The organism is Burkholderia sp. Ac-20384 (genome assembly GCF_017104605.1).
Taxonomy (GTDB): domain Bacteria; phylum Pseudomonadota; class Gammaproteobacteria; order Burkholderiales; family Burkholderiaceae; genus Burkholderia; species Burkholderia lata.
The window spans coordinates 1-14,913 of the sequence record NZ_JAAGPE010000001.1; the positions used below are offsets into that span (position 1 = coordinate 1).

Below are 14,913 nucleotides of genomic sequence, written 5' to 3' on the forward strand. Positions count from 1 at the left end.
GGTCTGCGCAGGCGTCGGGTGCGGCCGCCACGCCGCCGGCCGGCGCGGCGGCGGCCGTACTGCCGACCATCGACGTGACGGGGAAGGCCGACGGCACGTCGAACGGGCTCGTCGGGCTGCGCACCACGGCCGGCACGAAGACCGACACGCCGGTGGCCGAGATCCCGCAAACGATCAATCTCGTGACCGCGCAGCAGATCGAGATGACCGGCGCGGCCGACCTGAACCAGGCGCTGCGCTACGTGCCGGGATTCGCGACGTTCGGCGCCGACAGCCGCACCGACTGGTACGCGGCGCTGCGCGGCTTCACGCCGACGCTGTACGTCGACGGCGTGGCCGCGCCGAATACCGCCGTCATTGCGAACTGGCGCGTCGACCCGTACACGATCGACTCGATCGCCGTGCTGCGCGGGCCGACGTCGGTGCTGTACGGCGCGGGCGAGCCCGGCGCGATCGTCGACGCACACACGAAGCTCGCCGACGGCGAGCGCGTCCGCGAAGCCGGCGTGCAGATCGGCAATGACGCACGCAAGCAATTCATGGTCGACGTCGGCGATACGCTCGATCCGGACGGCCGCTATGCCTACCGCTTCGTCGGCGTTGCCCGCGACGGCAACGCGGTCACCGGCCCGAACGGCGACCGGCGCGTCGCGCTGGCGCCGTCGTTCCGCTGGCGGCCGAACGCCGACACGTCACTGACGCTCTCCGCGACGTTCCTGCAGGACAGCGGCGATATTTCGTCGAACTTCCTGCCCGCGTCGGGCACGGTGTTGCCGAACCCGAACGGCCGGCTGTCGCAGGACATCTACATGGGCGCCCCCGGGTTCAACGACTACCGGAAGAAGCAGTGGTCGCTCGGTTACGCGCTGGAGCATCGCGTGAATGCGATCTGGTCGCTGCACCAGGACGTGCGCTGGTCGCACCTGTCGCTCGACGACGCGACAGTGTTCGGCATCGGCCTCGTGCCCCGCAGTACCACCAACATGATGCGTTTCGCGGGGCTGTTCCAGCTCAACTACAGCCGGCTCGATATCGACAACCATGCGCAGGCGCGCTTCGGCACGGGCCCGCTCGAACATACGCTGCTGCTCGGCGTGCAATATGACCGGCAGACGACGACCAACAGCGTGTGGCTCGCGCTGGCGCCGTCGCTCAACCTGTACCACCCGGTCTACCGGCCCGTCACGGACGCGATTTTCTCCGGCCCGACGTCGCTCGGCCACGTCGACCAGTACACGGCGATGAACGCGTTCGGCGTGTACGCGCAGGACCAGATCCGCTGGAAGCGCTGGACGCTGACGCTCGGCGGCCGCGAGGATTTCGTCAATGCTCGGTTCGACGACCGGACGGCCGGCACGCAGGCGCAGCAGGACGTCAGTGCATTCTCCGGGCGCGTCGGGCTCACCTATCAGGGCGACGCCGGGCTGTCGCCGTACCTGAGCTATTCGACGTCGTTCGATCCCGTCATCGGCGTCAGGATGTTCGGCGGCGGCTTGCCTAAACCGACGCGCGGCAAGCAGACGGAAGCCGGGCTGCGCTGGCAGCCGCCCGGCAAGAACTTGATGCTGAGTGCGGCCGTCTACCAGATCGACCAGACCAACGTCGTGACGCCGACACCGGTGAATCTCGACCCGACCGGCACGACGTCGGTGCAGACCGGCAAGGTGCGCTCGCGCGGGATCGAGCTGAGCGCGGTCGGCAAGGTCAGCCGTGAGCTGTCGGTCGTCGCGTCGTATGTGTATCAGGACGTCAAGAACGTGCAGGCGAACGACGCGTCGCTGAACAACTGGCCGGTGTCGGTGCCGCTGCCGCGGCAGATGGCGTCGATGTGGGCCGACTGGACCTGGCGCACGGGTGTGCTGTCGGGCCTCGGGATCGGCGGCGGCGTGCGCTACCAGAGCGCGTCGGCCGGCGCGCCCGACAACACGCTGACCGTGCCGAGCGTGACGCTGGTCGACCTGGCGCTGCACTACGAGATGCCGCACTGGCGGTTCGCGCTGAATGTCGCGAACCTGTTCGACCGGAGCTATGTCAGCGGCTGCCAGTCGTACGCCGTCTGCGTGTTCGGCAACGAGCGGACCGTGCTGGCCACCGCGAAATACAACTGGTAACCGCGCACGCGCGGCGCGGTCCTACGCGTCGCGTTGCGGTTCCCGACGCGCGGTGCGTTCGCCGGCTTGACGCTGGCGTCGCCACTCGGTCGGCGTGAGGCCGAAACGTTCGCGGAAGGCGGTCGCGAAATTCGCCGGCGTGGAAAAACCGATTTCCTTCGCGATGCTGGCAATGCTGAGCGATGTCGAATCCAGCAGATCCTGCGCGATCCGCAGCCGCTCGTGCCGCAGGTACTCGAACACCGTCTGGCCGAGATTGTCGCGAAACGCGCGTGACAGCCGCTTTTCGTGGGTGCCGACCGCGCGGGCCAGTTGCTCCACCGTCGGCGGATCGTTCAGCGTCCGTGCCAGGTGGCGGATGGCCGCGCGCACGATGATGTCGTCGTCCTTGCCGGCCACGAACGGGCTTTCCATGTCGACGGGCCGCTCGCGCTTCTCCCGCGCGATCTGCACGCGAATCCGCGCGAGCACTTCGGCGGGCTCGAACGGCTTCACCACATAGTCGACGCAGCCGATTTCGAATCCCTCGAGGCGCTCGTGCAAGGCGCCGGCCACGGTCAGGAAGATCACCGGAATCGCACACGTCAGCGGATCGGCGGCAAGCAGCCGGCACGCGGTGAAGCCGTCCATGCGCGGCATGCGGACATCCATCAGGATCAGGTCGGGCATGAGCGCCTGCGCGCGCTGGCACGCTTGCAGCCCGTCGGATGCAATGCTGATCCGGCAGCCCGTGCCGCGCAGGATGTCGATCAGCAAGCGAAGCTGGTCGGGCTGATCGTCGACGATCAGGATATGGGCGTCGCCCAATGCGGAGATCGATGGATGCATCGTGCACCTGTTATGGAATGGCTGCTGGCTGCGTTCCTGCGGGTGGCCGGCCCGGTTCGGAATAATCGTCGGAAGCCGCTCTATGGCGACGCACCAACGCTTCGATATTCGGATTTCGCCCAACTACGCGACAGACAACCGGCCGGCGCAATACCCGGCATGGCTTGTTTTGATCACTGATCCGGTATTGGCGCGGAGCGTTTCCGTTGTCGCGCGCCGAAAAGTGCGCGACTGCCGGTATCGATGCGAGCCGAATTGTAGGGGCATATTTCGATTCTTGCCAGACGCATTGACGCTATCTGCTTCATTTCGCTTTTCGGATTCTTCATCGTGTATTGTGATTTTCGTTTGCGGCGCGGCACGCCGGTGCCTGTCCATTTCCGCCATTTTCATTTGCGCTGCCACATACAATCGCGCAATCGCGCATGTTTTTGGCAAAAACTTCTTCCCGGAATTTACCCTTAATCCGCCTCGGCAAAGCTTTTATCCGCCCGACAAAACATTCTCATTAATTTCAATTGCGCGAAATCGTTTGCGAGATGCGAATTCTTAACGTAACGCCTTGAATATATTGAATTTTACAATCTATAAAGAATGTCGCCTTCAATAATTTTCGGCCGTGTCTCATAATTCGTCCGAACTTTGAATGCAGGGTCGCACCAAGCAATACAAGGCACGGCGGGTTGGGACGGACGTTGTGCGATTCGGGTCCGATGGCATCAATTGATGTGACTCCGAACGCATGTCCGTCGCGCACAAGCGCAAATCCGGTTGCCGTGGATGAAATAAAAGAAGCGGGGTTGGTCGCGGTCGACGCGACATCAAATCAGGGGTGTCCATAACGGCGGGTTGAATCTCCGGATTCAGTCGTTGGGCGAATTCGCCCATATAGAACGATATGCATTCCTAATGCATTACCTGGATTAACGGAACGGGCCGTCACACGAACGGCGTGCCCGGGCTTTCGAACGTCCCATCGTTACGGGCGGACGATGCGTGTCGCCTTCGACACGCTCGGGCCGGGCATGGGAATCGGGTTCCGCACTGAAGTCGCAATCGTAACCGCAGCTGAAGTCTTCAACAAAAGTAAGTAGTCCGTATTCAAACCAAACGCAAAAAAACGGAGCAGAAGGCCATGAAGAGGAAGCAGATTTCGGCGCTTGCCGCCGCCATGTTCACGGGTGCAGGTGTCCTGATCTCGGGCGCCGCGCATGCGGACAATTTCGTCGACCGCGGCAACCCGGACAACGCGCTGAGCGGTCAGTGCATCGACGGCACGAACCCGCTGTGCGTGTCGACCAAGAGCGGGACCTACGCCGCGGTGAGCTCGACGAACGTCACGATGGGAACGAATGCCCGGGCCGGTACCAGCGGCATCGCGATCGGCGACCAGTCGAATGCGGCCAGCAAGGGCGGCACCAGCAGCGGCGGTTCGATTGCTGTCGGCGTCGGCGCGCAGGCGCTGGCGAACTCGGCGACGGCGATCGGCACGGTGGCCGTCGCGCAAGGCAATACGGCGCTCGCCATCGGCCGCCAGTCGGCCGCGGTCGGCGACTTCTCGATGGCAGTCGGCAACGTCGCGGACGCACGCGGCACGAGCTCGATCGCACTCGGCCACTCGGCGCTGGCAAGCGGCGATCGCTCGGTTGCGATCGGCGGCGCCAACCCGACGACGAGCGACGGCGTCTCGGCCGGCGCGTCGTATGACGCGGCCACCCAAACGCGCGCAGCGGGCACGCAATCCGTGGCGATCGGTGCGGGCGCGCAGACGAACGACAACAACCAGGTGGCGATCGGTTCGGGCAGCGTCGGTGCGAACAATGGCGGCACGCCGGTGTTCGGCGGCACGGCCGCGCCGGTTGGCGGTGCGGTGTCGTTCGGCGCAATCGGCAAGGAGCGCCAGCTCAAGAACGTCGCGGCAGGCGCGGCCGATACGGACGCCGTCAACGTCCAGCAGTTGAAGAACGTGAACGGCACGCTCAGCACGAGCATCGCCACGGTCGACGCGCGCGTGACGTCGGTCGGCAATTCGCTGTCGACCACGATCTCGAACGTCGACCAGCGCGTGACCAACGTGGGCAACAGCCTCAGCACCAGCATCGTGACCGCAACGAAGAACGTCGTGAAATACACCGACGATTCGCATGCGGCGATCGCACTCGACGGCAGCAACGGCACGACGATCAACGGCGTCGCGGCCGGCGTCGCCGACACCGATGCGGTCAACGTCGGTCAGCTGAAGGGCACCGTCGCACCGCTGCAGACCTCCATTTCGACGGCGGCGTCGAACATCACGAACCTGCAGACCAGCGTCACCGGCATCAACACGTCGCTGAGCACGGCAACCACGAACATCAGCAACCTGCAGGCGGCCGACGCACGCAACGTGAAGTACGACGGCCAGAGCGGATTCGACTCGGTGACGTTCGCCGGCACGAACGGCACGACGCTGCACAACGTCGCAGCCGGTGTCGCGGATACCGACGCGGTGAACGTCGGGCAACTGAACGGCGGCCTGTCGTCGCTCAGCACGAGCGTGACGAACAACATCAGCACGACGCTCGGCAACCTGAGCACGTCGATCAACAACCAGATCGGCAACGCGACGAAGAACGCCGTGCAGTACGACGACGATGCCCACAGCGGCGTGACGCTCGGCGGCAAGGGCGCACAGTCGCCGGTCGCGCTGCACAACGTCGCGGACGGTGTTGCCACGGGCGACGCCGTGAACGTCGGCCAGCTCGGCAAGGCCACCGACACGCTCAACCAGTCGATCACGAATGTCGGCAGCAGCGTGACGACGCTCGGCAACCAGGTCACGACGAACACGGGCAACATCGCCGCGCTCCAGCAGGATGCGCTCCTGTGGAACACGAACCTCGGTGCGTACGATGCGAGCCATGGCGGCAACGGTCCGCAACGCATCGGCAACGTCGCGGCCGGCGTCGCCAACACCGACGCGGTCAACGTCGGTCAGTTGACGGGCACGGTCGCACCGCTGCAATCGTCGATCTCGACGGCGGCGTCGAACATCACGAACCTGCAGGGTAACGTCACCGGCATCAATGCATCGCTGAGCACGGCGACCACGAACATCAGCAACCTGCAGGCGGCCGACGCACGCAACGTGAAGTACGACGGCCAGAGCGGGTTCGACTCGGTGACGTTCGCCGGCACGAACGGCACCACGCTGCACAACGTCGCGGCCGGTGTCGCGAACACCGATGCCGTGAACGTCGGGCAACTGAACGGCGGCTTGTCGTCGCTCAGCACGAGCGTGACGAACAACATCAATACGACGCTCGGCAGCCTCAGCACGTCGATCAACAACCAGATCGGCAACGCGACGAAGAACGCGGTGCAGTACGACGATGACGCGCACAGCGGCGTGACGCTCGGCGGCAAGGGTGCGCAGTCGCCGGTCGCGCTGCACAACGTCGCGGACGGTGTTGCGACGGGCGACGCCGTGAACGTCGGCCAGCTCGGCAAGGCCACCGACACGCTGAACCAGTCGATCACGAACGTCAGCAACAGCGTGACCACGCTCGGCAACCAGGTGACGACGAACACGGGCAACATCGCGGCGCTCCAGCAGGACGCGCTCCAGTGGAACGCGAACCTCGGCACCTACGATGCGAGCCACGGCGGCAACGGCCCGCAACGCATCGGCAATGTCGCGGCCGGCAAGAACGGAACGGATGCGGTCAACGTCGACCAGTTGAACGCGGCGATTCAGGACGGCACGAGCCAGCTCGATGCGCTCGCGGTGAAGTACGACGACGCGAGCAAGAAACAGGTTTCGCTCGGCGCGGGCAACGGCGGGAGCCCGGTGCGCCTGACCAACGTCGCGGAAGGCAACGTTGCGTCCGGCAGCACGGACGCGGTGAACGGCGCGCAACTGCGCCGCGCGACCGACGGCACGGCAGCCGCGCTGGGCGGCGGCGCAACGGCGAATCCGGACGGCTCGATCACGGCGCCGGCCTATAAAGTCGGCGGCGGTTCATTCAACAACGTCGGCGACGCGCTCACGAACCTCGACGGTCGCGTCGGCAGCAACACGACGACGCTCGAGAATCACGAAACGCGCATCGGCAATGCCGAAACGAACATCGCCGGCAACACGGCCGCGATTGCCGGGCTGCAGCAGGACGCGCTCCAGTTCGACCCGAAGGCCGGTGCCTACAACGCGGCGCGCGGCGGTGCACCGACGAAGCTGACGAACGTGGCCGACGGCAACATCGCCGCGGGCAGCACGGACGCGGTGAACGGCGGCCAGTTGTCGGGCGTGAAGTCGTCGCTCGAACAGCAGATCACGCAGGTGTCCAACCAGGCGGGCGAGGCCGTGAAGAACGTCGTCAAATACGATGTCGACACGAACGGCAACCGGCTGAATTCGGTATCGCTGATCGGCGGCGACACGAATGCGGCGGTCGTGCTGAAGAACGTCGCCGCGGGCACCGACGATACCGACGCGGTGAACGTGAAGCAGCTGAAGGGCGTGCAGTCGAGTCTCAACCAGCTCGGCGCGCTCGCGGTGCAGTACGACGACAGCTCGAAGAGCTCGATCACGCTCGGCGGCGCCGGCGGCACGCGCATCACCAACGTGCAGGCAGGCGCGCTCAGCGCAACCAGCACGGACGCAGTGAACGGCTCGCAGCTCTACGCGACGAACCAGCAGGTCGCGAAGAACACGACCGACATCACGAACCTGCAGGGGAACGTGACCAACATCGCGAACGGCAAGGCCGGCCTCGTGCAGCAGCAGGACCCGAACGGCGCGATCACGGTCGGGAAGGACACCGGCGGGACCCGCGTGAACTTCTCCGGCACGGCGGGCGACCGTGTGCTGACCGGCGTTGCGGCGGGCGTGAACGAGAACGACGCGGTCAACATGGGCCAGTTCAACAATGCGCTGAAGAACGCGGCGGCCAACGACCAGATCCGCGCGGCGGCGACCGATGCGAACACCACGTGGATCGCGCGTGCCGATGCGGGTTCGATCGGCTCGACGGCAACCGCGACCGGCAAGAACGCGGTGGCGGTCGGCCAGGGCTCCGTTGCCGATCGCGACAATTCGTTCTCGGTGGGTGCGAAGGGCAGCGAACGCCAGGTCACGAACGTCGCGGCCGGCACGGCGCCGACCGATGCGGTGAACGTGCAGCAGCTGAACGACAACCTGTCGGCCGCGTCGAATCAGGCGAAGGGCTACACCGACCAGCGCATCGGCCAGGTGTACAACTCGTTCAACGACCTGAAGAAGGACATGTATGGCGGCGTGGCATCGGCCATGGCCGTGGCCGGCCTGCCGCAACCGACGGGCGCGGGCCGCTCGATGGTCTCGGCGGCGACGTCGAACTATCACGGCCAGCAGGGTTTCGCCGCCGGTTATTCGTACGTGACGGAAAGCAACCGCTGGGTCGTCAAGGCGTCGGTGACGGGCAACACGCGTTCGGACTTCGGCGCGGTGGTGGGCGCGGGTTACCAGTTCTGACGTCGTCCACGCAGCATCGATTGACCGGGGGTGCCGGGCAGGGGGGGTGAGGTCCGGCACTGGCGGGAAATCCGTGGCCCGGGGTGGATTCGTCTACCCCGGGCCATCGACGTTTGGTTCGCCACGAAGATCGACGTGGCTGCGCCGAGCGTGTCCGGCAGTACTTGCCGTTTGCACTGCGCTCGCGTCTCACGCGGCAAACACCGTAACGATGGAATCGGCAGGACGCAGCCATCGATTCCGGTAACCGGCCACGGCAAATCGGTAAGTGTGACTGGCGATCCAGTAGGTTGTGTAATGCATATGAAAGCAATCGTGTGACCGATGCCAGGTGCCGGCGCATTTAAAGCGTTACCACCAAGGCAGGAAACAACGCCCGCCAACACCGTCGATGGATGATTTATTCGTCGATAGTGGTGATAATCGTCGACTGGTGCAACGCAACCCGCGTTGAGCGTGTCCGAGCACGTCTTCCAAGCCCGTATTGGCGCCGACAACGACAAATGAAAACGATGAAACCCGTCAACAAGATGCTTCCCGTGCAGCGCTTTGCGTTGCCGCGTCAAATTCAGTTGCCTGCCTGCGCAGCACATGCCGTCGTGCCGTCCGCTTTTCTCGCGGATTACGACACCCGGTGCCGCTGAGCGCCCGGACACGCCGCTCCATTCGTTCAACCAGACCCGGCGCTTGAATCGATCGTCCGGGTAATCGGTATCGCACGGCGATACCCGTCGGTGCATCCCGTGAAGTCGCATCGGGTCACATGACGACGCATCACGGAATCGCACACAGGGGTAACAACACATGATCGGGAAGTTTGCGTGGCTGTCCGTCGCTTCACTTCTGGTCGCGGCATGCGGGGATCGATCGGGGCTGGCCGATGCTGCATCGAATGCGCAGTCGGCGGGGGCTTCGGCGACACACGCCGTCGCCGCGCAGAGCGGGGGGAGCGAGCAGATCCCGGCACCCGTGCCGCCGAGGCCCGGCCAGGTGCTCGAGGGCATTTACCAGAAGGACGCGCATGGCGAGAGCACGATGGAGATCGCCAATGGAAGCCAGGCCTCTTACTGGTACGGGCACGCGTTCGATCTGAACGGCAATCACTACTTCACCGGCTTTGCTTACGACACGCCGAACAAGTACGCCGAACAGGAGAAAACCGCCGCCCCGGCGCCCGACGCGAGGGTGACCCTCACCGAAGCCACCTTCGAATGGACCACGGACAGCGGCGTGGCCGGCTGGAACATGGTCGAGTCGGAACGCTCGATCGGCGAGTTCGGCGGCTACGAGAAGGCCGACACGATCGACGACAAGGAACCGGCCGTGAGCACGACAACGCCGGACGGGCAGATCGTGCTGGCGGTCCCGACCTGGTATCTGGCCTCCGGTACCCGGATCAAGTCGTTCAGCCTGTTCGTCTACCAGCGCACCCATGCGTCAAGCAATCCTGACGATACCGACTGGACCTATGCCGGCAACGTGTTTCGCGGCAATGACAACGGCGCGGCGTGCGATGCCGACGGTACCGGCAATCACGTCCCGTGCGTGGCCGGCTCGTCGACCCTGACCTTCGTGTCGGCCGATCGCCGCGATTTTCCGCGCGTTCGCGTGGCGATGAAGGGGACGGGCATCGACCACGCCGGTCAGAAGAAAACCTACGGCGCGGCGGATGTCGTCGAATACCGGTTCAATCCGAAGACGAAGATTTACGAAGCGGCGAAGACGTAGGGCGGCATGCGGCATGTCGCATTCAACGATGGTTTCACTTGTCCACGAAGAGGATCGAATGACGAAGCCCGTCTCGAGAAACAGCATGTCGATGGTGTGGGCGTGTTTGGCGATACCGTTCATTGCGGGTTGCGCGAATGTCTGTTCCGCGCTGGATTCCAGCCCGGTGTGCGCGACGATGTATCCCGGCCCGGTTCAGAAGGCGGCCAAGGCCATGGTGGGGCAGCCGATCTCGGTGGCGTTCAAGGCGTTCGGCCCTCCGTTCATCAATCATCCGCCGCTAGCGCAGTCGCCGGAGTCGGCCAGTTATACCGGGAACTACTTCTGGGACAACTCGCGGGTCCACGTGAGCCCGAACCTGTCGTTCGTCCAGACCGGCAGCCAGTACGTCGGCAGTCATGTGGCCGGGGTGATTCCGGGTGGAAATGGCGTAGCGGAAATGCCGGTGTATCAGGACGACTATCGAGCGACCGGCTATTACGACCACGAAACCGTGCTCGACTACGTGTGCATGATCACGATCAAGACGAATCATGCCGACATCATCACGAAGGTGGAGGTGGGCGGGTGCCGGAAATGACGGGGCTCCGGCCCATCCAGGCCGAATGCGAGTAGCGCGATCCGCAGCGATCGCAACTGCGCCGCGGCCCACGGTTTCACGCGGGTTCGCGCGCGGTCCGGACGTGCGTCCAATGCGAGTAGTCGAATGTGAGCGCCGGCTCGTATTCTGAATGCGTGGGGCGGAACGGCATGGGGCCTCCGCCGATCCACGCATGACAGAGACTCGCAATGACTGCCATTACGCAAACCATGAAGCTCAACCACCTGAGCTTCCCCTCGGCCGACACACTGGCGACGGCCCGATTCTTCGAGCGGCACCTCGGCTTCACGATCGCCGGAAGCTGGGACCAATCCTGGATCCTCAAGCGCCCGGGCTTCGACGTGGTGATCGATCACGTCAGCGACGACACGCCGGCATGGCCGACCAATTTCCACGTCGGGTTCGAACTGCCGAGCTTCGACGACGTTCGCACGTTGTTCGAGCGCTTCAGGGAAGAGGGCGTCGAGATGGTGACGGACGTCTTCAATAACGGGCGCGGTTCGCGTTTCTTCTGCCGCGCACCGGGCGGCGTGATGTTCGAACTGAACACGCGCGCGGATGCCGCGCCGGAATATCAAGGCACCTTCGACGACTGACGCAGGTACGCGTCGCGCCGCGCTCAGCCGCCGGCGCGGGTCGGCTTGTCGATGGCTGCGCGGGGATGCGAAGGCTGGGTGATTTTCGTCGTGCGCAGATCGTTGCAGAGCACGAGATGGCGGATCTGCACCCCCCACAACCCGACGAGCGGTTTGCCGTCGCGCAGGACTTCAACAGCAAGAAACGGAGTGCCTGCCTGCGCCGGGCCGCCTACATTGCCGTGATGAACCTCACTCACGGGATGTAAAAACAATGACCTTGCTCGAAGGAAAAGTAGCCATCGTCACCGGCGCCTCGACCGGCATCGGCCGTGCGGTCGCGGTGATGTTCGCGGCGCACGGCGCGTCAGTCGTATTGGGCGCGCGCAGCGAAGCCCCGCTGAATCAGGTTGCCGACGAAATCCGTCGTCAGGGCGGGCAGGCGCGCGCATGCGCCGGCGACGTCGGTGACGTCGATACGCATCGAAGGCTCGTCGCGACGGCCGTGCGCGAGTTCGGCGGCCTCGATATCGCGATCAACAACGCGGGAACGGTCGGGCCGCTCAAGCCGCTCGCCGACCTCTCGCTCGACGAGTGGCAGCAGACGCTGTCGACCAACCTGACGGCCGCCTTCCTCGGAGCGAGCAGCCAGATTCCCGCGATGCTCGAACGCGGAGGCGGTTCGATCGTCTTCACGTCCAGCTTCGTCGGGACCAGTGCCGGGCTTCCCGGCATGGCTGCGTATGGCGCGTCCAAGGCCGGCTTGATGGGATTGGTGAAGGGCATCACCGCGGACTATGCGGCACGCGGGATTCGGGCCAACGCACTGTTGCCGGGCGGTGTGGATACCGCGATGGGGGGCGACCGGGACCAGAAGGAATGGGCGGCCGGGCTCCACGCAATGAAGCGAATCGCGCGCCCCGACGAGATCGCCTCCGCAGCGCTGTTCCTGGCGAGCCCGATGGCCAGTTTCGTCACCGGCTCGGCGCTGTTCGCCGACGGCGGCAATGCGGCCGTGAAGTGACGTCCCGTCGGCGCAAGCTCAACCGCCGGCGCGGGTCAGTCGGTCGATGACTGCGCGGGTATGCGAAGGCTGGGTGATTTCCGTCCAGTGCAGATGCGCGAATTTCGGGTCGTCGCGCAGCGCGGCGAACTTGATGCGATTCCTGGCGAACGTGGTGTATGACCACAGCAGCACCGACTCTCGGGAGAATGCCATCCGCAGCGACTCCCGGTTGCCGTGCGACAGCTCGGTGCGCATGAGCCCGCGGCTCAACGTGCGCCAGAGCACCCGGGAGAATACGGTTCGTCGCCCGAAGTTGAGCCAGATCACGTGTGTGGCTTTCGACCAGAGCACGTCGCGTACGGCGCTGTAGTTCCCGTCGGCGACCCATCGGTCGCCGGCGGTCGCGGCCAGCACGGCGTTCTCGAACTGTTCCGGCGGCACGGCGGTCCAGTCGGGGCCCCAGTAGAGTCGATCCAGCTCGATGTACGGGCAGTTTGCTGCTGCCGCCAGTGCGCTGGAAAAAGTGGATTTCCCCGCTCCGCTGGTTCCAACGACGACGACGCGCATGTGTTTGACCGCGGTTGAAGTTTGAAGCCGCGTATTCTGCCTCATGCGCAGAAACGACGCTGCATCTTCGATCGGATCGAGGCCGCCGGCACACCGGCCGCCATGCGCGTCCGGATGTACTCGATGCGACGGTAACGGCAGGCGTGGCGCCTCGTGCAGGCCTGTCGCGCGTTTTGTACAATCTCGCGCGAGGGTCGGGCAGCGCACGGCCATCACGTACGTCAACAAGATCGAAAGAGAGAAACGATGGCGACCGAACTCGGGTTGAGGGTGAGCAGGTACGCGTGCGGCGCTTGCAACGGTACCCCGCGATGGGTGCGCGGCAGGGTAGAGGCGGCGTGCGCGTCTCAACCGGATCGGCACCGCGCATGAGTGACAAACCCGTTCTTGCCGCCGGCGCACCGTGCGAACCTGTCGCGTCGACTGCACCCCTGATGGCGCTGGCGTGCCTGCTCGTCTTCATGGCGCAAATGGCGACGACGGTGTACCTGCCGTCACTGCCTGTCGTCATGCGCGAATTGACGATGACGCAAGGCGGCGCCGAGTTCTCCATCTCCGCGTATGTGATCGGCGCAGCGTTGCCGGTACCGTTCTGGGGCGCTGCCGCGGAACGCTGGGGCAGGCGCGGCCCGCTGCTGATTTCGTTGCTGCTGTTCGTCGCCAGCAGCCTGCTGCTTGCCATCTGCACGGCCGCACCGGCGCTGCTCGTGTTGCGCGCGCTGCAGGGCATCGGCGGTGGCGGCGCAGCGATCATCGCCAGAATCATCGTCCGCGACAACTGGCGCGGCGACGAACTGGCACGACGGCTCTCCGTGTTGTCGATCGCCTTCATCACGGCGCTGGGCGGCGGCCAGTTCGTCGGCGGGCTGATCGGCCGATACAGTCATTGGCAAACGGGTTTCGTGCTGATGGCCGTCATCGCCGCGCTGGCGATCGGCCTGTCGTATGCGTTGCCGTTGAAGGCGGGAAGCCGCGCCGCGGTCACGTCAGGCATGGCCGGCACATACCGGGCCCTGCTGCGGCGCCCGGGTTTCCTTTGGCCGGCTTGCGCGGGCGGGTTGGGTTTCGCGACGACCGTGACCTTGCAGGAAGTGAGTCCGTTCGTGTTCCAGACGCATTTCAAGCTGGCCGTGACGAGCTTCGGCAGTATCGGCCTGTTGCTCGGCGTCGCCTATTTCAGCGGCGCGATGCTGGTCAATCGCCTCGTGAAGCGGCTGGGCGGCGTGCGGCTGATGCACGCCGGTGCCGCGCTGGTTGCGCTCGCAACCACGTTGATGCTGGCGTCGTGGCTGGGCGGCCTGCTGACCCATTTCACCGGCCTGTGGATCTTCATCGCGCTGTATTGCCTCGCGATTTTCGGGCAGGCGGTGCTGTTTCCGAACAGCATGGCGACGGCCGTCAGCGATGCGCACGAACATGGCGCGCATGCGATGGCCTTGTGCGGCTTCCTGCAGCAAGGATTGGCGGGCATCGCGGCGACGGCCGCAGTGCTGCAGCACCACGGCGGCACGTGGACGCTCGCCGTGTTCGTGCTGGGGGCGCTCACGTGGCTGGTGGTGCGCTTGAAGGTGAGGGCCCGCCAGGCAGCGAACGTCACCGGATGATTCGTCGGCCGCATGCGTCTCACCCGGACGCAGCAGCGGGCCAACCGATGGCTGAGCGCAGGCATTCCAATACCAGCAAAAACATGACGCGATTTGCGACAGGTCGCGCCGTGCCGCTCAAGCGAACGATTCGTAGAAAGCATTAACTCATGTGTCGCTCGGCAGGCTTTCACTACGAATTCAAAGGTGTCGCCATCAAAAGCAAGAACCGAAAAGCATTAAAGGCGCATTGACGTGCCGGGAATGGTAACAATCAAAATAAATATTTAATAAGGCAAGTAGTATCGGCCGATTTACCCCGGCGTCACATCTTCCATCCTGCGCAACCCACGCCATGCGCTGCCTCGCCCAGGCAGCACCGGGCTCGCCGGCCCGTTCCACCGATGCAACGTTGCCGATCCC

Annotated in this window: 11 protein-coding genes; 8 read left to right on the forward strand and 3 right to left on the reverse strand. The window is 64.8% G+C overall.

Annotation, left to right across the window (positions count from 1 at the left end; all coding sequences use genetic code 11):
• Window positions 1–2,111: TonB-dependent siderophore receptor (locus tag G3O00_RS00005; protein WP_206141584.1), on the forward strand; the 2,111-nt coding region annotated here is incomplete at its 5' end.
• A 21-nt stretch (window positions 2,112–2,132) separates the two neighbouring features.
• Here G3O00_RS00005 and G3O00_RS00010 read toward each other — a convergent pair.
• Window positions 2,133–2,939, reverse strand: coding sequence for a response regulator (locus G3O00_RS00010; RefSeq protein WP_174930302.1), 807 nt, complete (start codon window positions 2,937–2,939; stop codon window positions 2,133–2,135).
• A gap of 1,171 nt (window positions 2,940–4,110) precedes the next feature.
• On the opposite strand from G3O00_RS00010, the gene G3O00_RS00015 reads away from it, so the two are divergent.
• The 5 genes from G3O00_RS00015 (at window position 4,111) to G3O00_RS00035 (ending at window position 11,355) form a co-directional block, all read left to right on the forward strand.
• Complete coding sequence (locus tag G3O00_RS00015) at window positions 4,111–8,430, forward strand: YadA-like family protein (RefSeq protein ID WP_241024867.1); 4,320 nt, start codon at window positions 4,111–4,113, stop codon at window positions 8,428–8,430.
• Between the two features lie 503 nt (window positions 8,431–8,933).
• Window positions 8,934–9,074 (forward strand): hypothetical protein, encoded by a 141-nt coding sequence (locus G3O00_RS00020; RefSeq protein ID WP_206141586.1) that lies wholly within the window; start codon window positions 8,934–8,936, stop codon window positions 9,072–9,074.
• 160 nt (window positions 9,075–9,234) lie between these two features.
• Window positions 9,235–10,158 carry a hypothetical protein gene (locus G3O00_RS00025; protein WP_206141587.1) on the forward strand — a complete coding sequence of 308 codons (924 nt, stop codon included), beginning with the start codon at window positions 9,235–9,237 and terminating at the stop codon, window positions 10,156–10,158.
• A 58-nt stretch (window positions 10,159–10,216) separates the two neighbouring features.
• Window positions 10,217–10,738, forward strand: coding sequence for a hypothetical protein (locus G3O00_RS00030; RefSeq protein ID WP_206141588.1), 522 nt, complete (start codon window positions 10,217–10,219; stop codon window positions 10,736–10,738).
• Window positions 10,739–10,947: 209 nt separating this feature from the next.
• A complete protein-coding gene (locus G3O00_RS00035; protein ID WP_206141589.1) occupies window positions 10,948–11,355 on the forward strand; it encodes a VOC family protein in 408 nt (135 codons plus the stop codon).
• A 23-nt stretch (window positions 11,356–11,378) separates the two neighbouring features.
• Here G3O00_RS00035 and G3O00_RS00040 read toward each other — a convergent pair whose 3' ends face one another.
• Window positions 11,379–11,609, reverse strand: a complete 231-nt coding sequence (locus tag G3O00_RS00040) for a hypothetical protein (RefSeq protein ID WP_206141590.1) — start codon at window positions 11,607–11,609, stop codon at window positions 11,379–11,381.
• Between G3O00_RS00040 and G3O00_RS00045 the strand changes: the two genes are divergently transcribed.
• Entirely contained in the window at window positions 11,609–12,358 is a 750-nt protein-coding gene (locus G3O00_RS00045; RefSeq protein WP_206141591.1) for an SDR family oxidoreductase, read from the forward strand. The two genes, G3O00_RS00040 and G3O00_RS00045, sit on opposite strands and share 1 nt — an antisense overlap.
• An 18-nt stretch (window positions 12,359–12,376) precedes the next feature.
• Here G3O00_RS00045 and G3O00_RS00050 read toward each other — a convergent pair whose 3' ends face one another.
• Entirely contained in the window at window positions 12,377–12,907 is a 531-nt protein-coding gene (locus tag G3O00_RS00050) for a toxin (protein ID WP_206141592.1), read from the reverse strand.
• A gap of 14 nt (window positions 12,908–12,921) precedes the next feature.
• On the opposite strand from G3O00_RS00050, the gene G3O00_RS00055 reads away from it, so the two are divergent.
• Window positions 12,922–14,511, forward strand: a complete 1,590-nt coding sequence (locus G3O00_RS00055) for an MFS transporter (RefSeq protein ID WP_241024852.1) — start codon at window positions 12,922–12,924, stop codon at window positions 14,509–14,511.
• Window positions 14,512–14,913 lie beyond the last annotated feature (402 nt).

What these genes read in the sequence shown, in the direction of transcription:
- G3O00_RS00010 (WP_174930302.1), bottom strand. Translation starts at nt 2,939, where the DNA reads ATGCATCCATCGATCTCCGCATTGGGCGACGCCCATATCCTGATCGTC.
- G3O00_RS00015 (WP_241024867.1), top strand. Translation starts at nt 4,111, where the DNA reads ATGTTCACGGGTGCAGGTGTCCTGATCTCGGGCGCCGCGCATGCGGAC.
- G3O00_RS00020 (WP_206141586.1), top strand. Translation starts at nt 8,934, where the DNA reads ATGAAAACGATGAAACCCGTCAACAAGATGCTTCCCGTGCAGCGCTTT.
- G3O00_RS00025 (WP_206141587.1), top strand. Translation starts at nt 9,235, where the DNA reads ATGATCGGGAAGTTTGCGTGGCTGTCCGTCGCTTCACTTCTGGTCGCG.
- G3O00_RS00030 (WP_206141588.1), top strand. Translation starts at nt 10,217, where the DNA reads ATGACGAAGCCCGTCTCGAGAAACAGCATGTCGATGGTGTGGGCGTGT.
- G3O00_RS00035 (WP_206141589.1), top strand. Translation starts at nt 10,948, where the DNA reads ATGACTGCCATTACGCAAACCATGAAGCTCAACCACCTGAGCTTCCCC.
- G3O00_RS00045 (WP_206141591.1), top strand. Translation starts at nt 11,609, where the DNA reads ATGACCTTGCTCGAAGGAAAAGTAGCCATCGTCACCGGCGCCTCGACC.
- G3O00_RS00050 (WP_206141592.1), bottom strand. Translation starts at nt 12,907, where the DNA reads ATGCGCGTCGTCGTCGTTGGAACCAGCGGAGCGGGGAAATCCACTTTT.